Genomic DNA, 23,763 nt, shown 5'->3' with positions numbered 1-23,763 from the left:
CCCGGATCTTCACGTTGTAGTCGACGACGCGCTTGACGGGCACGAGAATCTTCATGGAACTTGTCTCCTCATTAGCAGCATAGCGGTTGTAAACCGAGAGAGCCGGCAGCGTCGCTTCAGATCAACGACCTGACAAATCTACCGTGCTCAAGGAAGACGGGAGGCGATCGATCCGCCTATAAGATTGTAAATCGCATATGATCCAGATCTCTGTCAAGAGGATCATATGATCCCGACTCGACCCGAGCGCCGCCTCTTCCGCAGACCACACGCGAACTCGAGCGATGCAGCCTGCCCTTGCTTGCATCGCTGTCGTCGTCAAACGGACCTAAGAGAGCTGACCGCTAGCGCCCCCTATGCTTCGGCCACCTTTTTACGCCGTGAAGTCTTAGCGGTTCCCGAAAGAAGATATTCGCCGGAATTAACCAGAAAGCGTTCGTTGTCGCGGATTCGGTGTTCCGCGACCTCCCCTAGCTTGCTGATCGTCAACGCCGCCAGGATATTGACGATTGCTATCGCCCCCAGCGTGGATTCTGGAAATGCCCGTCCAGACGATTGGGCGACAAAGTGCAAAGAACCTGCCAGCTTGCTGATGGGCGCAGCAAAGCTATCGGTGATCGCGACCAGCGTCGCTCCGGAAAGCGCTGCCTTTTCGGCCATCCTGTGCACAAGGCGGTTAAATGGCGCAAAGGTCACAGCAACGAAAGCGTCTCCGGGCCTGATATCATCCAACGCACCCTCCGGAGCTCCGCCGGGACCATCCAGGAGGACAATGTTGGGTCGAGCCTTCTGGAGCGTGTAAGCGAGCGTATAGGCAGGGCTAAAGGCGGTCCGCCGGCCCATCACATAAACTTTCGGAGCATGCGCCAGAAGTTCAACGGCTTTCTCAAGCTGTTCCTCCGACAGATGGGCTCTTGCTTGTGTGACGACGGCCTGTTCCGTCTCGAAAAAAGAGTCGACGAAGGCTTTCAGTCCTGAACTTTTGCCCATTTCGGCGATAAGCGTGCGAGCACTGGCCTCATTGCGATGTAATGACAGGCGATCGCGCTGGGGCCTTTCCGGTGTCGTATCGATGAACTGCTGTCGCAGATCCTTATACCCGTTCAGCCCCAGCTTCTGAGCGAGGCGAACAAGATTGACGGGCTGCACGTTGGCTCGTCGGGCGATTTCCCGCATCGAGTAGAACGGAATTTCGTCGGCATTGTTGATGACATAATGAGCCCCGTCAACCATTTGCCCGGAGAGGTCAACGCAAATCGATTTGATCTGCTCAATCAATTCTGGCCTTGTCATGGATCCTCTCTCGAACATCGGTGGTTGCGGCACCTTCTGTCGACACTTCCTATCTTTGGGCCCGTTGCGAGAGGTCAGATACTTCACGAATTGCGAAGATCACCTCAGGTACATAGCCTGCCCGCGAATATATGGATGAGGCGTTAACCCACCGCAACCAGATGTTCGTCAGCGCACTACGTTGCGCAAAACGCCGACTTTCTCAAGTTCAACTTCGACCGTATCACCAGGCTTCAGCCACATTGGCGGCTGCCGTTTGGCCCCGATGCCCTGCGGAGTACCGGTCGTGATGATGTCTCCGGGGGCAAGCGAGAGAAAATAGGAGATGTAACTCACCAGCTGTCGGATCGGGAAGATCATTAGATGCGTATTGGAGGATTGAACCTGCTGACCGTTAACCCTGGTGCGGATATCGAGATTTTGCATATCTCCGATTTCGTCCAGGGTCACAATCGCCGGGCCTACGGGCGTGGAACCGTCAACGGCCTTGCCTGCAAGCCATTGCGTTCCGCGATATTGAAGGTCGCGTGCCGTGATGTCATTGAGGACAGTGACACCGGCGACATATTCCAGGGCTTGCTCAGCCGTGACCGAGCGGCACTCCTTGCCAATCACAATCGCGAGCTCGCCTTCAAAGTCGAGATTGTCGGTGATCTTGGAGCAGGCGATCTCGTCGAACGGTCCGATGAGAGAGCTCGCGAACTTCGCAAAAATGTCAGGATGTGTAGGTAGCGCCCTGCCCGTTTCGGCAACATGGTCGTTGTAATTGAGACCGATGCAAAGGACTTTCTGGGGGTCGGTAATGGGCGGGCCGAGCCGCAGTTCGTCGAGAGAGCCGGCGCGAGCGCCAGGATTGCTTTTGACCGCCGCCGCAAGCTGTGCTGCCAGCTCGGGGAGTTTATCGCCATAATCGGCCAGCAACTGACGAACTGACAATACCGGCTTCGAACCGCTACCGTGCAGAAGCGCGCTGATGTCGAAGATCGATGTGTCTATCAACAGGCCTGCGTTCCAAGAACCGGCCGATTCAAAACTAACGAGTTTCATTATTCCTCCCGCACCTGGTCGGTGCTTTAGTGTTCGAAGTTGATGGCGACCGGACGGCTGAAATACACACGATGTCCATCGCCAAGGAAGCAGACGCGAGGCTCAGATCCTGTTTCCTTTGATGAAGTCGGCAGCACGCTCCCCGATCATGATGGCTGGAGCGTTGAGGTTGCTCGAAGACACAAAGGGCATGACGGATGTGTCCGCCACCCGAAGACCGTCTATGCCATGAACGCGCAACTGCGTATCAACCACCGCCATCGGATCCCTGCCGATCTTGCAGGCGCCACTGAGATGATACGCTCCCTGAGTGTATGTCCTCACGAAAGTCTCGAGTTCCGTGCGTGTCCGAAGCGGTTTCGAGGGCAAATGGGACCCAGCGACAAATTTCTTCATCGCCGGCTGCTCCATGATCTCCTGCCCAAGCTTAATGCCATCGATAATGCGATCAACGTCGTATGGATCGCTGAGATAGTTGGGGTCGACGAGCGGCGGCACATTCGGGTCCGCCGAGCGCAGGGCGATCCGCCCACGTGATTTCGGCCGGCAGGCATAAACGTTCAACGTACATCCATTACCGCTTTCCGTCGTTTCGACACCTTCTTCGATGCCGGCACCGGCGAGAAAGTGATATTGAAGGTCCGGGGTCGGATCCGATTTGTCGCCCCACCAGAATGCGCCACCCTCGCAGATGTTCGACGTAATGGGTCCGGATCCGAAGAGGGCGTATTCAGCTGCGGCGGCGATCTGCCACCTCAGCTTTTTATATTTGTCATAGCTCGTGTCCGACTTCAGATTGTAGATCAGGAAACAATCGGTATGGTCCTGCAGGTTTTGTCCAACACCAGGAAGGTCGTGGACAACCTGAACGCCGGCCTTCTGCAGTTCCGCGGCCGGGCCGATCCCCGATAGCATCAGCAGTCTCGGCGAGCCGACCGCACCAGATGAGACCACGACCTCACGGTCGGCGCGCATTGTCTGGAGGCGACCATTTTCAACATATTGAACACCGACGGCGCGACCATTCTCAACAATGATCTTCGTAACCTGCTTGTCGGTCACGATATTGAGGTTGCGCCGCTTGCGCGCCGGACGGAGATAGGCGTCAGCAGAGCTGCATCGCCGGCCATTCTTTGTCGTCAACTGATACAGTCCGGCCCCCTGCAATTGGCCGGAATTGAAGTCGGGGTTATAGGGAATCCCCGCCTCCTGGCATGCCTTCACCCAAGCCTTGGTCAGCGGCAGCGTATACTGTTGGTTTGAGACGCTAAGTGGGCCGTCCTGACCATGGACGTCGTTGGAATAGACTTCGTTATTCTCGGCCTTGCGAAAGTATGGCAGGACATCCTTATAGCCCCATCCATCCGCACCGTGGTCGACCCAGCGATCGAAATCCGAAGGCGCACCGCGCATGTAAATCATCGCGTTAAGCGAGCTACCTCCGCCAAGAACGCGCGCCTGCCCGACTTTCGGCTCCGTGTCGTTCTGGTGTTTGAGCTTCTCGACCTTGTACCAATTGAGAAGATTGCTTTTGAACGACTTATAGAATGTGACCGGAAACCGGATCCATAGGTTGCTGTCGCGAGGCCCGGCCTCAAACAGCGTGACGGTCACATCGGAATCCTCGCTCAGCCGGCCCGCGATGGCGCATCCAGCTGAGCCTCCCCCCACCACGATAAAATCGGGCATAGCACAGTCCTAATCTGCTTGAGCTGCATAAAGAACGCTCTGGACCTGCCAGCGCGCCCTCAATCCTGTCCTATAGTCATTGGATGCCTGAAAAGAAGGCGTCGACTTCCGCCTGGCGCATGTCGCAGAACCAGCATTCGACGATCTGCTCGTTTTCAAAACGGTAGGCCGCTATGCGGTCGGTGCGGACTTCTTTATCACCACGGGTCCAAATCTCGTGCACCATGATGACAATGGCGTCATCAGACTCGCAGATCAGCTCGTCATGTCCCGCCTCGCCTCCCACGATCCACTTGTCGGTATAGTCAGCAACCTTGTTAACCCAACCCTCGATGAAACCTTTTGCACCATGGAAATCACGGGACAGAACAGGGTGCTTGCCTCCCATGTGGACGACAAGATTGTCGCCGTAATAGCTGCATCCCTTTTCCACATCGCCGCTTGACCAAGCGTCATGATACTCCCGCAGAATATCCTTCGCGCGTTTCTTAGCCATATTGGTTCTCCTTGCTGATGGTACGGCCGTTCGTTTCACACCCCGGTCGATCACACTGACTGTTGTCTGGCCTCGGTCGAAAGAATAGATTTTCCATCGGAAGAGATTTCGACACCGTAGATATCCTTTGCCGCCTGACGTGAAACGACACCATCGCGCACATCACGGAGCACAAATGCGGGATCGCGGCGATGCGGATGGCCCCAGCCGCCGCCGGCAGTTGCCTCGATCACCAAATGGAAGGGCTTCACCGCCTCGACGCCATAGGGAGGGCAGTAAAGTTCATCGCCCGTTTCCAGGTCGAAAGCCCTGATTGATCCTTTTTCGCCCCAATGCCCGCCATTCACACCTGCCGCAGTCTTCTTGCGCGCGCCTTCTCCTCGCAGCAAATGCTCGCCGCCCGCCAGGACGTCAACGACGTAGTCGACGCCGGTTCCGCCGCGATATTCGCCGGCGCCGCCGGTATCGCTCCGCATCTCGTAGCGATGAACGCGGATTGGATAGGACTGTTCGTACGTCTCAACGTTCGGGATGAACATCCCGCCGAGCGTCATCTGATGGCTGGAAGTCGCGAAACCGTCACGGCCCTTAACCGCGCCACCACCGGAACTGCCGTGCCAGTGGTAGAGGACAAAGACGTTTCCATCTGGTTTCTTGCCGGAGGAGATACCGAACACCGACTTGCCCCAACCGGCGCAGGCGCGTTCGGGATCGGCCTGGGCCAATGCGCCCCAACAAGCATTCATAATGTCGATGGCTGGAAAGACCGTGTTCATCGTCATCGGCGCCGGCGGCAATGCATTCACGACCGATCCCTCCGGCGCAATGATATTGACGCAACGATAAGTGCCTTCGTTGTGGGGAATAGCAGGGTCGAGGAAGGCCGACAGGGCGCAGTAGACAGCGGAATGGGTGTTAGCGATACCGCTGTTCTTGAAGCCTTTGATCTGCGGCGACGTCCCTGTGAAATCGAACGTGATCGTGTCGTCGTCGATCGTCATCGTGATCCGGGTTTCGATATCGACGAGGTCAAAGCAGTCGGTATCGCTGAAGTCGGACGCGTGCCAGACACCGTTTGGAAGTTCCGCGATCGCCTGACGCATACGGCGCTCGCCATAGTCGAGAAGTGCGTCGAGATAGGCGCGGCCCTTCTTCACGCCGAGTTGGGCAATGACGTCGGCCAAACGTTGTCCGCCGATGCGTGTTGAGCCGATCATCGCGCCAAGGTCACCTTCCAGAAGGTCTGGGCAGCGCGAGTTGAGGAGTAACATCCGCCAGAGATCGTCTCTCAGATGTCCTTTCTCGATCAGTTTGAGAACCGGCAGGCGAATCCCCTCATGGAAGATCTCCGTTGCCTTGGCATTGTAGGTCCCCGCGGCGCCACCGCCGATATCGGACTGATGAGCGCGGTTGCTACAAAAGCCGACCATCTCCCCATCCACAAAAACCGGGCGAATAAGCGTCCAGTCCGGCAGGTGGTTGCCGCCAGCGGCATATGGATCGCTCAAAATGAAAACATCTTCGGGGTCGATCCGCCCGGAAAAGTCCCGCAAGACGGCGCGAACGGCAAATCCACCGCTCCCGGAATGGATCGGAAGACCGTCCGCCTGAGCGATCGTCTCTCCATCCGCATTGCTAAGGAAGCAAGAGAAATCATGGCTCTGGCTGAAGATCGGACTGCGTGCGGTCCGGGTCATGATGGTGCCCATCTGCAGGCTGATGTGGTCCAACTGCCGTTGCAGAATTGCGATGAGAACCGGATCGTACTCGGAAGACATGACTGTGCTCATGGTTTGACCTCGTCAACTCTTGCAAAATGCAGTCCGCTTCGCTGAGCGACCGGCCTGCGGCCAATAATATCCTGCGACGGGCAAGTTGAATTCGGGAGGGCTGTGCTTTTCATGCAGCTTCCTCCTCCAGAATATCAACATGGTAGTTGCCTGCGTCGGTCATCGTCAGCTTGTCACCGGACCCCAGGATGAGCGTGGTGGTTGCTTCCTCGATGATGGCAGGACCGATCAGTCGCTGGCCTGCGGTCAAGACGGTTCCATCGTAAACGGGTGTGTCGACAAATCCCGATTGCTTACCGATCCAGACCGGCCGACGCGAGATCGGGACTGGATCCGACACGAGCGCCGCCGCTACGGCAATCTGCAAAGCGTCCAGCTTGCCGATCGCAGCCAGTCGAAGGTTCACGATCTCGATCGAACCTGCGGGCTGCACGTAGCCGAAAAGGCGCTGGTAAACCTGCTCAAATGCCGCCCGAATGGTTGCCGCATCTGTTGCCGAGCATTCGACCGGGATAGTCCATTGCTGACCAAAATAACGGAGGTCGTAACCCCGTTTGAGGACCGCTTTATCACCGGTGAAACCTTCACGCGTCAGGACCTCGAGCGCTTCCCCCTGCATTTTGACAAAGGCTGCTTCGAGGATATCAGGCCCCGAGCTCTCAACAACGTCGAGATCGTGGAGCCAGCTTTTCACGTAGTCGTGACGCAGGTCAGAGTTACACATTCCGAATGCGCAGAACACACCCGCCAGTCGCGGGATATAGAGGCTAGAACACCCCAGCAGGCGCGCAGTCGACGGGCCATGCAGAGGGCCTGCACCGCCACACGCGACAAGGGTAAAAGCTCTCGGATTATATCCCTTCTCGAGCGAAGCCTGCTCGACCGCGTGAAGGATATTCTGTTCGACGAGTTGAATGATACCGGCCGCTGCATCGGTGACACTGAGGCCGAGAGGCTTTGCGACATGGGTCTCAATGGCCTCGACAGCTTTTTCCAGGCTCAGCGTGATGACCCCGCCGGCATAGGGGCCAGGCTTGAGTCTTCCGAGCACGAGCTGAGCATCGGTCACGGTCGGGCGGCTACCGCCGCGACCATAGGCTGCCGGGCCTGGAGTTGAGCCTGCGCCCTCCGGTCCAGCTTTTAACAAGCCCGCGCCATCTACCGACGCGATTGTGCCGCCACCAGCGCCGACGGTGTGAATATCGACGGATGGGATGTTCAGGTGATAGCCATCGACCACGATCTGGTCGGTCATTGACACCATTCCGTGTTCCATGAGCGTGACATCGCAGCTCGTTCCACCGATCTCGATCGACATCAGCCGTTCCGACCCGGTGTCTTGACCGAAGAACTTCAGCGAGCCCACGCCAGCAGCGGGTCCGGACAACACCAGGCTTGCAGGCGCATGTCCTATTTCGTCGATGGAAATGGCTCCGCCATTCGACTGGATCATCAAGAGTTTGCGTTTGAGCCCGAGCGACGACAAGCGATTTGAAAGGCTTTCAAGATAGGGAACAACCCGTCGCGCGACGTAAGCGTTGACGACGGTCGTCGACGTACGCTCATATTCGCCGATCGTCGGTGCAATCTCAGACGACGCCGTCACCCAGACGTCGGGGAGCAGCCTGTTGAGCTCAGCTTTCGCGGCCCTCTCATGAGCGGAATTGGCATATGAATGCAGGAAACAGATCGCAACCGCCTCCACGCCTTCTTCTTCGAAGACACGTGCAGCAGCTGCGACCGAACCCGGCTCGAAGGGTATCCTGACCGTTCCATCCTGTTCCAGTCGTTCAACGACGGGCAGCCGAAGGTAGCGAGGAACCAACACTTCGGGGAAGGGCTTTCGGTGATCCCAGACGAATTCACGCATCGAACGGCGGATTTCCAGCGAGTCGCGGAAGCCGTCGGTTACCAGGAGGCCGACTTTCGCCCCCTTTTTTTCCAGCAGCGTATTGGTTGCGATGGTCGAACCGTGCACGAAAAGTTCCGTATTCGAGAGGAACGTTTCAACGTCGGTCGACAAGGCTGTTGCCGCCAGCCGAATTGCGGAAAGAACGCCTTCCGTCGGATCGGATGGGACCGAGGGAGCCTTGAACGCGCGCACGGCGCCCACGGAATCAACCACGACGAGGTCGGTAAATGTACCGCCGATATCAACTCCGACGCGGTAAGGTGCAATTAACATCGGTTGTCCACTCATCCTTGATTCACCCTCATTTATCCTTGTTATCCGAGACTGCAGCGCACTTCGCCAGGACCGGTTGTCCTACTGAGCACTGAGCTCCCGTCTGACGACGTCAACCAGCTTATCGGCGATCAGGGAAACCTCGACCTCGGTCATCGGGCTCGACAGTGCGCCGGAGCAATTCGGCGTCAGAAGGATGTTCTCGTCCAGCATTGCCATTTGGATCTTGCGGATAAGCTTTGCAGCCTCGGGGGTCGGAAATGCACTTCGATAGCCGGTAACAGGGCCCGGGCCGACGTGGAGGCGGAAAAGCGAGCCCAGTCCGGTCACCGTCGCAGCAACGCCAGCGTCTGCGATGCCCTTGCGAATCTTCTGGCGTAGTGTGTCGCCGAGTGCGTTGAGCCGCTCCACCTCTTGCCTTGAATAGTGTTCGAGCGAGACGAGCCCGGCAGCCATGCTCAGTGGATTTGCACTGAACGTACCGCCCATGGACACCTTTGGCTTTCCGCCAGAATGATCAAAGACCGCCATCAGCTCTGCACGTCCGGAGACTGCCCCAATTGGCAAACCACCGCCGATGATCTTTGCCGTGGTGATCAAATCCGGTTCGAGGCCAAAGATCGGAGACGCGCCCTCATAGGTGAGACGGAAGCTGATCACCTCGTCGGCGATGAGGATGATGCCGTCACGACGGCACGCTTCCTGGATTACCGACGTCGTCTCCCGTGACATGGGAACTGTGCCGGCGCGTGAGGCATGCGGATCGACGATGACCGCGGCAAGCGTAGGCCCTTCCCGGCGCAGGATGTCGGCGCAGCGCTGGGGATCATCATAAGGAAGCACGACCACTTCGTTCAACACGCTATCGGGTGTACCTGCATTGCAGCGGACAGATGCAGGATTGCCGTTCTTGTCATCCCAGTTGGCCGGCGTCGGATCAAGACTGACTTCGATCCAATCATAGGCACCGTGGTAGCAACCCTCAAACTTGGCAATTTTCTGGCGCCCCGTCAGACCCCGTGCTCCCTTGATTGCGGCAAGCACTGCCTCGGTGCCCGAGTTGCAGAAACGGGTCTGCTCCATACGCGGGCTCCGTGCCGCGAGGGCTTCAGCAAGGAGGATTTCGCTCTCTGTCGGCATTCCGAACGCCGTCCCCTTCGTCATGGCCTGACGGACCGCATCCAGAACGGGCTCATAGGCGTGGCCATGGATGAGCGAGAAAAAGTTGTTGGCGCAATCGAGCAGGCGGCGCTCGTCCAGGTCGATGACCCAGCACCCTTCACCACGAGCGGCATATGGCGGATGAGGTTGAAACCATGACGCCGCGCGCATCGAGCCACCCGGAACGACGTTGCGTTCACGCAGATAGGCCGCCTTGGACCCATTGCCGACGGCCGAAGCCGGTTCGTTGCTGCGCACCTGATCGAGTTTCATAGTGTTCTCCATCCACACCTGAGCTTGGCGCACTAAACACTATGATCCAATCTGCTGTCAACAGGATCATGTGATCCATGTTCGTTTGGTTCATGAACACGCGTGTTGCCAACCTTTAAAAAAAAGAGGCGAGCGAATCCTCGCCTGCAGGAAGGCAACAGGTCAGAATCTTGCTTTGGATCAGTTGATCCGCTTGACATCTCATTGGATCATGATGTTGATTGACTAGGAGGAGTTCGAACTGAGGATAGTTCTTCGGCGCTAGATCCCTAGCCGTGAAGATGAGAGCTACGCAGGCCCGTAAGCATAATCCGGGAAGGGCTGATCTTGAGCCACGAACATCTCCAATCGCCGCTCGAACACCAACCGATAGCTTTACCAGGAGTGGATAAGATGACCAATGAAAGCCAAGCGGCGGTTTATGACGTTGTAATTGTGGGCGCTGGCCCGTCTGGCGCCGTAGCCGCAAAACGATTGGCGGAAGAAGGTATGTCGGTCGTCTGTCTGGAACAGGGCAGTTACCCCGACTACACCAAACTCCGCCACTCCGGACTTGAATTCGAGCTTACGAAAAATCAGCATTTCGCGACGAACCCAAATCGCCGCAAGGACCCTTCCGATTATCCGATCGATGTGAAGGATTCAGACATTGAGCCGTTGATGTGGAACGGCGTTGGGGGAAGTTCGGTTCTTTATGCAGCCGCTTGGCATCGATTGAAGCCAAGTGACTTCCGGGTCCGAACCGTCGACGGAATTGCTGACGATTGGCCTTTAAGCTATGCTGAGCTCGAACCTTTCTATGCCCGCGTTGAAAACGACTTCGCGGTTTCCGGCGTCGGGGGCGACCCTGCCTACCCGCCGGGCTTTGACATTCCGCTGCCTCCATTTCCGATGACTGCAATGGATCGTAAGTTTTCCGCGGCGCACGATCGCCTCGGCTGGCATTGGTGGCCCGGTAGCAATTCGATTGCGACGGTCAAGCACAACGGCCTGCATCCTTGCGTTCGCCGCGGTGCATGCACATGGGGTTGTTTCGACGGCGCCAAGGCATCGGTAGATCGCACGCACTGGCCTGCCTGTATCAAGCTTGGTGTGAAGCTTATTCAAAACGCGCGCGTGCTGCGCGTCGAAACAGGGGCCGACGGGCTCGCGAACGGCGTTACCTATATCGATCGGGAGAGCGGAGCCACACATTTCCAGCCGGGTCGTCTGGTGATCGTCTCCGCAAACGGGATAGGCACGCCGAGACTTCTTTTGAACTCTGCGTCCACTCAGAACCCACACGGTCTGGGAAACTCGTCGGGCATGGTCGGAAAGAGGCTCATGATGCATCCCTATGGGACGGTCACGGGGCTTTTCGACGATTTCTTCGAGAACTGGCAGGGCCCATACGGTCAACGCGCATATTCACTGGAATTCGCCGAGACCCGCAAGGATACCAATTTCTACCGCGGCGCAAAGTGGCAGCTTATGGGAATGGGCGGTCCGCTCGCGACGGTTGGCAGTTGGCCGTGGGGAAGCGGTGGGAATGTCTGGGGCGAAAATTTCCACGAAACGGTCAGAAAACGCTTCGGCCGCTCCGCATATTGGGGAATCATGGCCGAGGATTTACCAAGTGAGGAAAACATGGTGGTGCTTGATCCGGACGTAACCGACGCCGAGGGCATGCCAGCGGTCAAGGTGAAATACAAAGCCTCGCAGAACACATTGGATCTTTTGGACTATAACGTGTTGCGCGCGACAGAATCGATGAAGGAAGCAGGCGCCTACGAAGTCTCGGGAACACCGCTCATGCGCGAAACGGGCTGGCATATTCTCGGAACGGCGCGCATGGGCGACGACGCCACCAATTCCGTCGTCGACGGGTTCGGCCGGTCGCACGACGTTCCCAACCTCTTCGTCATGGACGGCAGCGTGATGCCGACCTCTGGTGCGGTCAATCCGACGGGAACCGTCACTGCGCTCGCATTGCGAAACGCGGAGGCCATTATTGCAAACCGGCGTTCCCAGCCGGTCAGCCAAACTGTTGAAGCACGAAAGGTTGGATATTGAGCCATGACAACCCATGACATCCGTCACCTGCAATCCAAGATCGAATGGGTTGCTGATGCGCTGATCCCTACGGATCATGATCATGCCATGCCGTCGGCAAGTGAAGCGGGCATCTTCGAGCGCTTGTTGCCCCGAGCATTGAAAGAACGCGAGGACATGGCCCCCTCCTTCTTTAGGGCGCTGGCCCGGCTCCCGGAAAACCCACCGCCTAGCCCTCTGGAGGCGATCCGCGCGCTTGGCGGTGACGACTTCTATGTGATCAGCTTTCTGATTGCCGGTGCCTATTTTCTCGACGAGGCGGTCATAGGAAAGCTGCGATATCCAGGCCAGGAAGCTCTTTACGAGACGCCGGACTATGACGAAATCATGGAAACAGTCGAGCGGGTTCAAGAAAGAGGCGCCGTCTATCTGGACGTGCCGGAGCCGCTGTAGACTTGCCATTGCTACCCGCGTCGCGATGTTTCCGAAAGGCGGTGTTCGGCTCGAACCTTGAGAGTCGATCTTGGATGGTGTCGGGGAGCGCCGCCTTTGCAGGCGGCGCGACGATCATGGCTTCGATTCGACTGCAGCGCCGGCGAAACCCGTCTGCCTTAACGCTCCGGCGTAAACATGCGCCGCGCCTTAAACTCGTCTGTGTCGATGAGCGGCTATGCATTCAAGGAAGGACTTTTCCAGGATTGAAAAGCCCGTGTGGATCGACTGACGACTTGATGCGCCTCATGACATCAAGCTTGCCTTCAGCACCGTAGCGGAGAAGAAGACCGAGTTTCACGCGCCCAATTCCGTACTCAGCGCTGAATGTCCCGCCCATGTCATAGACCAGACGGTAGATTTCAGGAGAGATCTCTTCTTCAACCCTTCGCCGGAAATCACCCATATCCACCCCAGGCGGCGCGACAATGTTGAAATGGACGTTGCCGTCACCGACGTGACCGTAGACCGACAGGATGGCGCCCGGCCACCTGTCCTGAACAAGACAAGACGCGGCCTCAACGAAATCCGACACTCTGGAGGTTCGTACCGCGATGTCGTGTTTAATGGAACCGCCGTGATGAACCTCCGCCTCAGGTATGTTCTCACGTAGATACCATAGGGCGGCTCGTTGCTGCTGGCTGGCCGCGATTGTCGCATCAACGATCAAACCGGCCTCATAGAGTTCGCCGAGAAGAGCGCTCATACACTCCTCGAAATTCAGAACAGGCGATACAGTCGTCGCCTCCAGAATGACGTAGTGCTCGCTTTCTTCCCGCAGGGGATGGCGCAGATTGTTTTTGGCACTGAAAAGGAGGTTCAGTGACGTGCATGAGATGTATTCGAACGAGCTAATCGCCTCCCCGGTTTGGACTTGAGCAGCGCTCAGGATTGACGCGAGAGAGGCGATATGTCTGATCGCCAAGAACGCCGTGACTGTCTGGCTTGGCTTTCTCATGAGCTTCAGAGTAACCCCAGTAATGAAGCCTAGCGTCCCTTCCGCACCGATAAAGAGCTGCTTGACGTCGTAACCGGAATTGTTTTTGCGAAGCGGAGCCAACTCACTGTAGAGCGAGCCATCGGGCAATACCGCTTCCAATCCAAGCACCAGTTCTCGCGTCATTCCATATCGCAAAACATTGATTCCACCCGCATTGGTCGACAAGTTGCCACCGATACGACACGATTGCTGTGAGCCCAGGGCAAGGGGCAACAACAGGCCTGCTTCGTCGGCGGCGCGCTGCAAGTCTGCAAGTATCATTCCGGCATCGACGGTCACGGAGAGGTTCTCATTGTCGAGATCACGCAACCTCGTCATCCTCTCCAGACTGATCAGCAACTCGTCCCCATCTGCGCTTGGGGTGGCGGCGGCACAGTAGCTGGTATTTCCGCCCTGTGGCACGATGGCGACACTATGCTTTGCGCAAACGCGGACGATCGTCTGGACATCGGCCGTATTGCGCGGGCGCAGCAAAGCAGGGGTTCGTCCCGTGTACTGTCGGCGAAAGTCGGTGAGGTAAGACGACAGGATATCCTGATCCCTTGTTATCAGGTCCTGCGGCAGTTCCAAAAGCGCGTGTTCGAGATTGTGCATCGTCTTCCTATCCTTACCACTGCGTCTGATCCACGAACCGGGCTGCGCTGATTAGGTGCGACGAACAGCCTCTAGCCATAACTTACGCTTGGCTCACACCTGCGCAGGTCACGGCACGCAATCGTATCGTCAGTCCGTGCGAGTTTTCAGCACGTCATCGGGTGACAAGATCCGGAAGAGGCTCTCCTTGCAGGGCGCGTCGCGCCCTCTCGACTGCCTGCTCTTGTAACGCACCCAGTGACGTCGTGGAACGCCAGGCAACATGGGGCGTGAACAGCGTATTAGGTGCTTCTCGTAGTGGATGGCCTGCCGGCAGCGGTTCCTGCGCAAAAGTATCCAGGCCTGCGCCGGCGATTGTTCCGGCGTGAAGGGCCGCAGCCAGTGCCTCTTCGTCGATCAACCCGCCTCGCGAGACATTCACGATCACCGCGTTGCGCCGCATGCGCTTGAGGACTTCGTCGGAAATCAAGTGACGCGTCTCATCCGTCAGCGGCAGGTGCAACGAGACGACATCCGACTCTTCAAGCACCTGCTTCAGCGAGGCGGCGGTAACGCCCTCGAATGTCGAGATTGGGTCGAAAGCATGCACTTTGGCGCCGATCGCCGCCCACCAGGTGGCAACCAACCGCCCGATCCGGCCAGTACCGACAATGCCGACCTGGAGGTTGGAAAGTTTGGGCGTATCGAGGCCGATGGTCCCTGCCCACTGGCCCACGCCAATCGCCGCGTGCCCCTGGGGAATACGCCGCGCGAGCGCCAAACCCATGGCCAGGGCGTGGGAGGCAACTTCTTCTGAAGCCGTGTCCGGCACGATTGTCACGGGCACCCCGACTTTATTGGCGGCCGCGACATCGATGTTGTCGTAGCCGACACCATATCGCACGACTGCCTTGCAACGCTGCAGCAATCCAAATTCTTCTGCCGTCATCTTGGCATAAGGCGTGACCATGACGATTTCGGCCTCAGCCATGCGACTGCGGAACGAGGCCTGGTCGTCCGCGACGACAATCTCACGTCCCATGTGTTCGGCGAGCGCGCGTTCGCGGTCGACGTTTGGGAATCGATGGGGGGCAACGAGGATAATTCCTGTCTCATTGTTCGTAGTCATGCCAATAATCCTCCGCACTCGGCGATTGCATCTTGATGCCATGTCTTTGCTCGGTTTTGCCGACCAATGTCAGTTCAATGTGTCGAGATCGATCAGTTCAATCTTGTAACCATCGGGATCTTCCACGAAGGCGAGCACGGTTGTTCCGTGCTTCATTGGGCCGGCCGGTCGTGGAATCTTGGCGCCATTTGCCGCAAGCTCGTTACAGACGTCGTAGATGTTCCTGACGCCGAGCGCGATGTGGCCATAGCCATTTCCAAGCTCATAGGCAGTCTCCTGCTCCCAGTTATGGGTAAGCTCCAGGACAGCATGTGTCTCCTCGGGACCGTAACCGACAAAGGCGATAGTGAACTTCCCATCGGGATATTCCAGACGGCGCAACAGCTTCATTCCGAGCAGCCGTGTGTAAAAGTCTATGGACTTGTCGAGGTCTTTGACGCGCACCATTGTGTGCAATACCCGAAATTTAGGCTCGATCATTTCGCTTCCTTTTGCTGTCTGGCATCACAAGGTGACGCTTCATCGGTCGCATAAGGCGTTAACTCGTGGCGAGCAGCGCCCCGTCGCGAAATCGCGGTGGATGCCCAAAACGCGTCGCCGGCTGTTAATCCACCCAGAGTTCCTCCGTGCTTTGCGAAGACGAATTGCGTCGGGCCTCTTGCTGGAGGACGCCTCTTACCTGAGGCCCTCGCGGTTAATCATTGTCCACAATGAACACTTGATCCTTAAGTGTGTCAATAGGATCATGTGATCCACATTATCTTTTCGCCCATGGTGGCGCAGGGAACCGCGGCATTCCTCAATGGACGCCGCAATAAGCAGCCACGGGGCCGCACCCGATCGGCGATGGATGGAGAAATTGAAAACGGCAGAAGTGCAGACTGGCTGCTTGCTTCACAAAGAAACACCAAATTGGATCACATGATCCTCTTGACATGTATCTGGATCATAGTGTTCACTCGATTTAACAACAAAGGGGAATAAGGGTGAGAAAAGTTGGTCTCGCGCTTTATGCGATCTTGCGGGTCATGGCCTTCAAGCGCACCGGAGGCGAATACGCCTACCGGTAAGTCGGGATCACCAACAGGTCGACCCTCTGAAGGAGAGCTCATGACTTCGGTCACTTTCGCAAATGTCTGGAAGCAATTCGGTACGCATGTCGCAATTGAAGACCTCAACCTTGAGATCAGAGATGGTGAGTTCATGGTGTTCGTCGGTCCATCCGGATGCGGGAAGACGACGACGCTAAGGATGCTCGCCGGGCTGGAAACGCCAACCTACGGGAAGATTCTGCTCGGTCATGATGATGTCACCCTGACACCGCCTGGGCGCCGCAACATTTCGATGGTGTTTCAAAGCTACGCGCTCTACCCGCATATGTCGGTCCGTCAAAATCTTGCGTTTGGGCCGCAGATTAGGCACGAGAACAAAGCGGAGATCGCCGCCCGAGTTGAAGGAGTTGCCAAGCTTGTCGGGCTTGAGCCGCTCTTGAGCCGCTATCCAAGTGAGCTTTCGGGAGGGCAACGCCAACGTGTCGCTCTTGCGCGCTCCATGATCCGCCGTCCGCGTATTTTCCTGCTCGATGAGCCGCTCTCGAACCTCGATGCAAGCCTAAGAACCCACATGCGGACCGAAATCGCCGACTTGCAGCGTCAGCTGGGTGTCACGACCGTCTATGTCACACATGACCAGGTCGAGGCGATGACGATGGGCCATCGCATTGCGGTTTTCGATCACGGTCGCATTCTCCAGGTGGCGACACCAGCAGAGCTTTACCGAGCGCCGGCCAACAAGGTTGTCGGTATGTTCATCGGATCACCCCGAATGAACATCCTGCCGGCGACGGTGCATGCCGAAGGCGACCGGGTAAACGTGCAATGCTTCGGTACGTCCTTTTCGATGGCGAGCGGCCATTTCGCTGCGGACCGGTTGCCGGAAAAGATCGAGCTAGGCATCCGGCCGGACGAAATCCAATGGGTGAAGGATGCGCCTTCACGATGCACGGAAAAAATCACAGGCATTGTGACGTCCCTCGAAACAACTGGGTCCGATACGTTCGTCCTGGTCGATGTAGAGGGAACGTTAGTGAATTCCAAATTTCCGAGCTTTGCTCCTGTAAAGCGAGGGGACGCGGTCGACTTGGTCTTTGATCCTTCAGACCTGCATTTTTTCGATGGGGGAACAGGCAAGAGCCTGAAAGGCGACGTCGCCAATAAAATAACTAAGTGGAACGCAATCTAAACTGGGAGATAAGTTGATGCCCAATATCCTAAATGAAAGCAAATCCCGCAGGAAAGAAAATGAACAATTCGGTCATCTGGCGACCGTGCATCAATCGGCGCCGCTTTGGTCAATAATCGGCAGGTCATTTGACCGAGTACTGCGCAATGTTGCATTGCCAACCGCCCTCGCCTTAACGGGTCTCGCAACGGCATCTGTCGAAGGCGTCCAGGCTGCCACGGTGAAGGTCGCGTTCAGTTTGAACTGGACGTTCGCTGATCCCAAGCTTGCTCAAAAGTGGTTCGGCAACGTCAAGACGGAATTCGAGAAGAAGCATCCCGGCGATACAATGGAGTTGATCCCCGTCCCGGGAACCTATGATGATTTCATCACGAAACTGAGCCTCCTTTACAATTCGCCCGATACCAAGCCCGACATCGTCCAATATTTCGACATCAACGTTGGTCAGTTTGCAGGCAGCGACCTTCTTTCACCGCTTGACGACGAGGTCGCGGACGCGCCTTGGTGGAAGGACACGCCCGGCCCTGTACAGGCGTCTGGAAAATACGACGGCAAGATCTACTCGGTGGCACAGGGGATAAACACCTATGGCATCTTGTTTGACCGAACACTGACGGAGAAGGCCGGACTGCCGAAGGACTGGAAGCCCAAATCCTGGAAGGACATCCTGGATGGTGCCCGTGCTATCAAGAAGACATCGCCGGATGCTTCGCCCCTCTACGTGATCACTGGAACCGCGCAGGGAACGTTCGGCGTCGTCGCGGGACCTGGCTTGCTTCTTTCGGCCTCTAGCAATCCGACGATCTACGATCCGGAAACAAAAAAATGGGTGGTCGACAGCAAGGGCATCCGCGAAGTCCTGAACTTCTACAAGACGGCTGCCGCTGAAGGCCTTCTTGCGCCCACTTCGCAGATCATGGACCCCAATGGGGCGACCCATCCAGCCGAGGCGCTTCATGATCACAAATTCGGGATTACCTTTGCCGGCAACTGGATCCCGATTTTTTGGGGCAAAGACATTTGCGCGCCTTGCTGGGACGATAAGGAAAGGACGATCGGTTTCAGCGAAATACCGACGGCTGAAGGCCAACAACCTGGCATCGGGGCGAGTTTCAATGGCGTCGTATTGTCGATGTCCAAGGACACCTCGGACCCCAAGCTGGCTTGGTCCGCAATAGAGATCATGCAGGCGACGGAAAACCTGCTGAACATCGCGGCGTGGGTTCCCGTGGTTCCCGCGACAGCATCGCTCAAGACCGACAAGTCTTATCTGTCGCTAACACAGGAACCTTTTCAGAAAGCGTTCGCTGATTTGAGCTCGACCTCGCGGAGTATGCCGTCACAACCTGAATTCCCGATTTGGGGCAACGCGTTCCAGCAGGCCACCCAGGCAATGGTGCTGAAGCCGGAAACCACGATCGATGAAGGTGTCAACATTCTGCGATCCTACATGGCAACCCAAGTGGGCGAAGAGAACCTGGAGACCCTGCCTTGACATCAAAGCGCGCCTCAAGCGCCGTCGGAGGGCCAGTTTATCAAACTGGCCCTCAGAACGCCGCAAGCTCGGATGCAGCCAGACATACGCGACTTGATCAGCCGCGTGTGAACCCGATGTCTTTCTTCCTTCTTTCACCGGCGGCACTGCTTCTCGGCGCGTTTTTCCTCGGGCCGGTGATCTATGCGATCTATCTCGGCTTCACGAATCTTCAGTTGATTGGCATCCATGCCATCAACTACCGTTTTACCGGCTTCACCAATGTTGCGTTTTTGCTGGGCGACGCGGTCTTTTACAAGTCTCTGTGGCTGACGGTCGTTTTTGTCGTCGGCTCCGGTGCCGTGGCGACGACCCTGCTCGGGCTTATCTTGGCGCTTGCCCTGCAGAATTGCATAGCGCCGGTTCGTTGGATCGCTAGTGCCGCCGCGATACTGGCCTGGACACTCCCCCCGACAACGATCGCTTTTCTGTGGCTGGCGACGAGCACGCAATCCGGCTTAATCGCCATCATGGTGGGTAATTCCCGGCTCGATATTCTATATCAAAACGCCATGCTGGTCGTTTCGACGGCCAACGCCTGGTCGTTGGCAGGACTTGCGATGACAATGTTTTCGGCCGCGCTTCGCAACATACCGGGAGACTTGATGGAAGCGGCACAACTCGAAGGCTGCACTCCGCTTCAGTCGCTGATGAGAATAACGCTTCCACTACTGAAACCGACGATCGTTACCTGTGCGCTCTTGATGATGCTGATGACCTTCGGCAACTTCACTCTGATCTATCTCATGACCGGGGGCGGACCAGGAAACGATACCAACATCCTCCCGGTCTATACATACCAACAGGGCTTCAAATTCCATAACCTTGGCTATGCCGCCCTCCTGGGCAATGTCATGGTGCTGCTTTCCGCCTTGCTGGGAGGCATGTTCGTCTGGGCGACCAAAACCCGCCGGCAAGATGAGCCCGTATCCATTGATCCAAAGTAAAAGGCGACTTCGATGCAGACAGTTTACGTCGATCCTATGCCAACGCCGCCGCGAGGGGGGAAGCCGAACCGGCCCAGCACGATCACCACCCAGAGGATTGTCAGCAATTTGACAGCACTCGTGTTGGCGGCATTCTTTTCCTTGCCGATGCTATGGATGGTTCTTGCATCGGTCGATCATGGCGCGACAAACCAGCTAAGGATCCCCGACCTAACTGCGGAGCATTACTGGGTCGCAGTACAGGTTGAAAATCTCTTGGCGTTTGGCAACAGCTTGTTGCTTTCCGTCATCGCTACGGTCATCGGGACTGCGGCAGCCTTCGTTGCTGCGTACGTCTTCTCCAAGCACAACATACCGTTCAAAAACCCGATCTTGCTCACGATTCTTTTTCTTTCGGGTGTTCCGATTTCGATATTGATCGTGCCGGTTTACAAAATGTTCGCGACACTGGGTTGGTTGTCCATTATACCAACGGGTGTGTTGCTGGGCGTGACGGCGATCCCTTTCCAGATCTACCAGTTGAAGAATTTCATCGACGCCGTACCGCCGGAATTGGAAGAAGCGGCAGCGCTTGAGCAAGCCAACACCCTGCAGATCCTGTTCCGAGTGATTTTTCCGTTGACGAAGCCGGGCCTGGCGTCGGCGGCAATCTTTGGCTTTGTGAATGCTTGGGGTAACTTCCTTTTACCAGTGGTCCTCATCAACAGTCTGGCCGACCAACCCGCACCTGTTCATCTTTTTGGGTTCATGGGTTCGAACTCGATCGACTACGGCGTCATAGCCGCTTATTCCATCGTTTATTCGTTACCTGTAATCATTCTGTTCCTGGGGATGTCACGCCAGTTCAAAGCGGGTTTTGCCCTAGGGGGTGCGGTAAAGTGACTACGCAACGTTTAGGAGATGCGCCGCGGAGGATTTTCCGAAGTCTCTTGTTATCTTCTTCAAGCTGAATCAGATCTTCCAGCTGATCCAATGCGGGCGCGCGTCGTTGCGGCTTGCTCGAGAGGCCTCGCAGTCGTTTTCCTTGAAGCGCCCTTGCGCAGGCTCCGGCCATCTACGACCTTCGTCTCGCGGGAACCGACCTTCAAGGCAGCTCACCAACAAACAATGCAAAGCATTTCCCGACGATGCACTCATCATAATATCAAGCGACCCGAAGCGATCACGATCGTGGCAACCGGGGCAGCGGGCGCGACCACCGGAGCATCCTACCCGTTTACCTCAATGTCGCCCCGGTCACGGTCAAATCGGGAACGTGTGTCAATGCTCGTCCGCAAATACACCAAGAGCCCCAACAAGATTCGAACAGAATAGCGCCGAATTCTCACAGCGGCGAAGGTGTCTGTAAATCGGCGTCCAAAACTCACCCCTTATCGGCATCCAATTTTGACGCCCCCATATGCTGTACATCAGCGCTTGGCCTGCCCGGCGCTGGACGGGGGTTGCAGAGGGTAGGCCAAGTGCGGGTGATGATCGTCTTCGGCTTTAGCTTTGAGAGCGGTTCTTAAAGCGCCAAGATTCGTTTCCGGTTTCGACGATCTCGCAGTGGTGGGTGAGACGGTCCAGAAGCGCGGTCGTCATCGTGATCGACAGCCGCCACGACAGCACCCGACGGCTGAACCAATCGACGATAACGCAGAGAAGCAGCGGTCGTATGACCGCTCAGCGATCGTTCCTCATGGCGGCGCGCAGCACGTCATTGATGCGGTCCTGCCAGCCCGGGCCATCCTCCTGAAAATGGACGAGCACGTCGCTGTCGAGCTTCAGAATGACCTGCTCCTTGACGTTCGGCAGCGCCGGCCGCGCGACGGGCGGTGCGGCGGCGACTTTTTTGGCGGGTTTGAACAAGGCTTCCGCGGCATCAAGCGCATTGGCTGGGCGGCGTGGGGTTTTGGTCACGATTCTCTCCTATGGTTCGCTTATTCCGCGGTCAGGCAGTATTTCAAAGGGTTGATCGTCCGCCGGGACGCTTCCGGGTCGTTGACCTGCTCCGGTCATGGCAACGACCCCTGTTTTAGAAAGCGACCGCTCCTGCAGCAGTGCGTTGTATCGACCACAAATCTCACTTGACCATTAGAGGAAACGAAATCCAGACGACTTGGTTAGGCATTGGAAAGCTGGGCCTCGTTCCGGAGCCGCACGATGTGTAGCCGATTATCATGTTGTGAATGTTCTACGCTTCAGCAGACCGAAAAACAGTCGTGATAGTGCCGATGCTGGTTTCTTGAACACGGACGAGACTTCCAGCCCGCCCATAAGATCAAACAGATCGCAGCCACGGCTGGAGGTCAAGCCGACCGGTATCGTGGTGCAAGGCAAAGAGCGCCTCGCCATAGTGGGCGAGGCGCCTTTGTCGATCTCGTCAAGCAGCGAGGACGCCGCTCTTCTTGGCGGTCCAGGTGGCGATAGCGTCCATCAGGCCGGGGTTGAGGCAATCGTACGGCTCGAGGCCCGATGCCTTCAGCTGCGCTCTGACGGCATCCATCTTGCCAGGATCGAAGCCGCTTTCGATGATCGACGAGACGAAGGCCGCAAAGCCGGGCTTCGCCCAGCCGCTTTCCTGGAAGCGCTCCGGATGGATGAACGACAACCCCTGGAACGCATGTTCACGCTCGACCGGGCCGTACATATGCACGCCGCATTCCTTGCAGGCGTGGCGCTGGATCAAAGCCCCGGCATCGACGACGGCGAGCTTGTTGCCGTTCTCGAGGACTTCGACGCTCTCGGTCGGAGCGACCGCCACGACCGAAAAGGCAGCCCCCTCCGGCTTCCAGCACTTGGTGCAGCCGCAGGCGTGATTGTGGGCGATATCGCCCTTGATCCTGACCTTCACGGGGTTGCTCGTGCATTTGCACACCAGCGTCCCGCCTGAAAAGGCGGCGTCAGTCGCTCGAAAGCCGGAATCCACTGCCGGATGAATGGCTATGCTCATTGATGTTCTCCTTCCCTCCTTGGCCGTCTGCGTTATGCCCGGCCGAGCCCTGCAATCAATTTCCCAGCCTCTGCGCATGCCAGCGCAGATGGTCCTCCATGAAGGTCGAAATGAAAAAGTAGGAGTGGCCGTAGCCTTCCTGCATGCGCAGCCTGATCGGAATGCCCGCCGTTTCGCAGGCTTGCCGAAGCTCGTCGGGACGCAAGCCGTCCTCCAGGAAGCTATCCGCCGTGCCCTGGTCGACGAACAGTTCCGGGAAACGCTGCCCGTCTTCGATCAGCGCGCAGGCATCATAGGCCCGCCAGGTCTTTTCGTCGGCTCCGAGGTATTTCCGCAATGCCGGTTTCGACCAGCCGGAGACCGAGGGATGGCTGATCGGCGCAAGGGCCGAGCAGCTCCGGAAGCGGTCCGGGTTCTTGAGCGCGATGGTGATCGCGCCGTGTCCGCCCATCGAGTGGCCGAAGATCCCCTGGCGCTCCATGTCGGCGGGGAACTCCGCGGCAAGGAGGCGCGGCAGCTCGTCAGCGATGTAGCTGTACATGCGATAATTCGCCGAAAACGGCGGCTCGGTGGCGTCGACATAAAAGCCGGCGCCCTTGCCGAACTGCCAATTGTCGGATTCATCCGGAACGTGATCGCCGCGAGGGCTGGTATCCGGGCAGACGACGATCAGTCCGAGTTCGGCGGCTAGCCGCCGATACTCGCCCTTGTCCATGACATTGGCATGGGTGCAGGTCAGGCCGGACAGATACCACAGCACCGGGCAATTGCCCTCGGCCGCCTGCGGCGGCACGTATACCGCAAAGGTCATGTCGCAGTCGCAGGCCTCGGAGCGGCTGACGTAGACGCCCTGAGTGCCGCCGTAAGACTTGTCGGTCGAGATGGTTTTCATGGCTCAGTAGACCACCACGCCGCGGATGCTTTCACCCTTGTGCATCATGTCGAAGCCC

The 23,763-nt window shown here is 57.2% G+C and carries 19 protein-coding genes and 1 pseudogene; 6 read left to right on the top strand and 14 right to left on the bottom strand.

Annotation, left to right across the window (positions count from 1 at the left end; translation table 11 throughout):
• Positions 1-354: 354 nt before the first annotated feature.
• From AF337_RS02570 to AF337_RS02540, 7 genes are all read right to left on the bottom strand, one after another.
• Positions 355-1,293, bottom strand: coding sequence for a MurR/RpiR family transcriptional regulator (locus tag AF337_RS02570; RefSeq protein WP_049730921.1), 939 nt, complete (start codon positions 1,291-1,293; stop codon positions 355-357).
• 168 nt (positions 1,294-1,461) lie between these two features.
• Positions 1,462-2,340, bottom strand: a complete 879-nt coding sequence (locus AF337_RS02565) for a fumarylacetoacetate hydrolase family protein (protein WP_049730920.1) — start codon at positions 2,338-2,340, stop codon at positions 1,462-1,464.
• Positions 2,341-2,442: 102 nt separating this feature from the next.
• Positions 2,443-4,029, bottom strand: a complete 1,587-nt coding sequence (locus tag AF337_RS02560; protein ID WP_049730919.1) for a GMC family oxidoreductase — start codon at positions 4,027-4,029, stop codon at positions 2,443-2,445.
• Positions 4,030-4,105: 76 nt separating this feature from the next.
• Positions 4,106-4,525, bottom strand: a complete 420-nt coding sequence (locus tag AF337_RS02555; protein ID WP_049730918.1) for a nuclear transport factor 2 family protein — start codon at positions 4,523-4,525, stop codon at positions 4,106-4,108.
• 50 nt (positions 4,526-4,575) lie between these two features.
• A complete protein-coding gene (locus AF337_RS02550; protein WP_049730917.1) occupies positions 4,576-6,315 on the bottom strand; it encodes a hydantoinase B/oxoprolinase family protein in 1,740 nt (579 codons plus the stop codon).
• A gap of 109 nt (positions 6,316-6,424) precedes the next feature.
• Positions 6,425-8,500, bottom strand: a complete 2,076-nt coding sequence (locus AF337_RS02545; RefSeq protein WP_049730916.1) for a hydantoinase/oxoprolinase family protein — start codon at positions 8,498-8,500, stop codon at positions 6,425-6,427.
• 81 nt (positions 8,501-8,581) lie between these two features.
• Positions 8,582-9,934, bottom strand: coding sequence for an aspartate aminotransferase family protein (locus AF337_RS02540; protein WP_049730915.1), 1,353 nt, complete (start codon positions 9,932-9,934; stop codon positions 8,582-8,584).
• A gap of 393 nt (positions 9,935-10,327) precedes the next feature.
• Between AF337_RS02540 and AF337_RS02535 the strand changes: the two genes are divergently transcribed.
• Together AF337_RS02535 and AF337_RS02530 are read left to right on the top strand one after the other, a co-directional pair.
• Complete coding sequence (locus AF337_RS02535; RefSeq protein ID WP_049730914.1) at positions 10,328-11,986, top strand: GMC family oxidoreductase; 1,659 nt, start codon at positions 10,328-10,330, stop codon at positions 11,984-11,986.
• A 3-nt stretch (positions 11,987-11,989) separates the two neighbouring features.
• Complete coding sequence (locus tag AF337_RS02530; RefSeq protein WP_049730913.1) at positions 11,990-12,418, top strand: hypothetical protein; 429 nt, start codon at positions 11,990-11,992, stop codon at positions 12,416-12,418.
• Positions 12,419-12,641: 223 nt separating this feature from the next.
• Here the strand turns inward: AF337_RS02530 and AF337_RS02525 are convergent, their stop codons facing one another.
• From AF337_RS02525 to gloA, 3 genes are all read right to left on the bottom strand, one after another.
• Complete coding sequence (locus AF337_RS02525; RefSeq protein ID WP_049730912.1) at positions 12,642-14,051, bottom strand: FAD-binding oxidoreductase; 1,410 nt, start codon at positions 14,049-14,051, stop codon at positions 12,642-12,644.
• A gap of 154 nt (positions 14,052-14,205) precedes the next feature.
• On the bottom strand, positions 14,206-15,159 hold the full coding sequence (locus AF337_RS02520; RefSeq protein WP_049730911.1) for a C-terminal binding protein: 954 nt from the start codon (positions 15,157-15,159) through the stop codon (positions 14,206-14,208).
• A gap of 69 nt (positions 15,160-15,228) precedes the next feature.
• Entirely contained in the window at positions 15,229-15,639 is a 411-nt protein-coding gene (gene gloA, locus AF337_RS02515) for a lactoylglutathione lyase (RefSeq protein ID WP_049730910.1), read from the bottom strand.
• Between the two features lie 630 nt (positions 15,640-16,269).
• Between gloA and AF337_RS02505 the strand changes: the two genes are divergently transcribed.
• The 4 genes from AF337_RS02505 to AF337_RS02490 are packed head-to-tail and all read left to right on the top strand — an operon-like array spanning position 16,270 to position 20,763.
• Positions 16,270-17,400, top strand: coding sequence for an ABC transporter ATP-binding protein (locus tag AF337_RS02505; RefSeq protein ID WP_049730908.1), 1,131 nt, complete (start codon positions 16,270-16,272; stop codon positions 17,398-17,400).
• 16 nt (positions 17,401-17,416) lie between these two features.
• Complete coding sequence (locus tag AF337_RS02500; RefSeq protein WP_049730907.1) at positions 17,417-18,895, top strand: extracellular solute-binding protein; 1,479 nt, start codon at positions 17,417-17,419, stop codon at positions 18,893-18,895.
• Positions 18,892-19,881, top strand: coding sequence for a carbohydrate ABC transporter permease (locus AF337_RS02495; protein WP_049730906.1), 990 nt, complete (start codon positions 18,892-18,894; stop codon positions 19,879-19,881). Before AF337_RS02500 ends, AF337_RS02495 begins: the two co-directional genes overlap by 4 nt.
• Positions 19,882-19,893: 12 nt before the next feature.
• Entirely contained in the window at positions 19,894-20,763 is an 870-nt protein-coding gene (locus AF337_RS02490) for a carbohydrate ABC transporter permease (protein ID WP_049730905.1), read from the top strand.
• Between the two features lie 603 nt (positions 20,764-21,366).
• Here AF337_RS02490 and AF337_RS39490 read toward each other — a convergent pair.
• The 4 genes and pseudogenes from AF337_RS39490 to fghA all read right to left on the bottom strand — a co-directional run.
• Positions 21,367-21,462 (bottom strand): annotated as a pseudogene (locus tag AF337_RS39490) (ATP-binding protein); the annotation flags it as partial.
• Between the two features lie 81 nt (positions 21,463-21,543).
• On the bottom strand, positions 21,544-21,780 hold the full coding sequence (locus AF337_RS02485; protein ID WP_049730904.1) for a BrnA antitoxin family protein: 237 nt from the start codon (positions 21,778-21,780) through the stop codon (positions 21,544-21,546).
• 463 nt (positions 21,781-22,243) lie between these two features.
• Positions 22,244-22,813: an S-(hydroxymethyl)glutathione synthase gene (gfa, locus tag AF337_RS02480; RefSeq protein WP_049730903.1), complete on the bottom strand. Its 570-nt coding sequence runs from the start codon at positions 22,811-22,813 to the stop codon at positions 22,244-22,246.
• Positions 22,814-22,868: 55 nt separating this feature from the next.
• Complete coding sequence (gene fghA, locus AF337_RS02475) at positions 22,869-23,705, bottom strand: S-formylglutathione hydrolase (protein WP_049730902.1); 837 nt, start codon at positions 23,703-23,705, stop codon at positions 22,869-22,871.
• Between the last annotated feature and the right edge of the window lie 58 nt (positions 23,706-23,763).

This window comes from Rhizobium ecuadorense (assembly GCF_001187535.1).
GTDB classification, from domain to species: domain Bacteria; phylum Pseudomonadota; class Alphaproteobacteria; order Rhizobiales; family Rhizobiaceae; genus Rhizobium; species Rhizobium ecuadorense.
Note: the sequence above shows the minus strand (reverse complement) of the source record. Positions and strands in the feature narration are given on the sequence as shown.

Excerpts from the sequence above, each read along its gene's own strand:
- AF337_RS02570 (WP_049730921.1), bottom strand. The coding sequence starts at position 1,293 with ATGACAAGGCCAGAATTGATTGAGCAGATCAAATCGATTTGCGTTGAC.
- AF337_RS02565 (WP_049730920.1), bottom strand. The coding sequence starts at position 2,340 with ATGAAACTCGTTAGTTTTGAATCGGCCGGTTCTTGGAACGCAGGCCTG.
- AF337_RS02560 (WP_049730919.1), bottom strand. The coding sequence starts at position 4,029 with ATGCCCGATTTTATCGTGGTGGGGGGAGGCTCAGCTGGATGCGCCATC.
- AF337_RS02555 (WP_049730918.1), bottom strand. The coding sequence starts at position 4,525 with ATGGCTAAGAAACGCGCGAAGGATATTCTGCGGGAGTATCATGACGCT.
- AF337_RS02550 (WP_049730917.1), bottom strand. The coding sequence starts at position 6,315 with ATGAGCACAGTCATGTCTTCCGAGTACGATCCGGTTCTCATCGCAATT.
- AF337_RS02545 (WP_049730916.1), bottom strand. The coding sequence starts at position 8,500 with ATGTTAATTGCACCTTACCGCGTCGGAGTTGATATCGGCGGTACATTT.
- AF337_RS02540 (WP_049730915.1), bottom strand. The coding sequence starts at position 9,934 with ATGAAACTCGATCAGGTGCGCAGCAACGAACCGGCTTCGGCCGTCGGC.
- AF337_RS02535 (WP_049730914.1), top strand. The coding sequence starts at position 10,328 with ATGACCAATGAAAGCCAAGCGGCGGTTTATGACGTTGTAATTGTGGGC.
- AF337_RS02530 (WP_049730913.1), top strand. The coding sequence starts at position 11,990 with ATGACAACCCATGACATCCGTCACCTGCAATCCAAGATCGAATGGGTT.
- AF337_RS02525 (WP_049730912.1), bottom strand. The coding sequence starts at position 14,051 with ATGCACAATCTCGAACACGCGCTTTTGGAACTGCCGCAGGACCTGATA.
- AF337_RS02520 (WP_049730911.1), bottom strand. The coding sequence starts at position 15,159 with ATGACTACGAACAATGAGACAGGAATTATCCTCGTTGCCCCCCATCGA.
- gloA (WP_049730910.1), bottom strand. The coding sequence starts at position 15,639 with ATGATCGAGCCTAAATTTCGGGTATTGCACACAATGGTGCGCGTCAAA.
- AF337_RS02505 (WP_049730908.1), top strand. The coding sequence starts at position 16,270 with ATGACTTCGGTCACTTTCGCAAATGTCTGGAAGCAATTCGGTACGCAT.
- AF337_RS02500 (WP_049730907.1), top strand. The coding sequence starts at position 17,417 with ATGCCCAATATCCTAAATGAAAGCAAATCCCGCAGGAAAGAAAATGAA.
- AF337_RS02490 (WP_049730905.1), top strand. The coding sequence starts at position 19,894 with ATGCAGACAGTTTACGTCGATCCTATGCCAACGCCGCCGCGAGGGGGG.
- gfa (WP_049730903.1), bottom strand. The coding sequence starts at position 22,813 with ATGAGCATAGCCATTCATCCGGCAGTGGATTCCGGCTTTCGAGCGACT.
- fghA (WP_049730902.1), bottom strand. The coding sequence starts at position 23,705 with ATGAAAACCATCTCGACCGACAAGTCTTACGGCGGCACTCAGGGCGTC.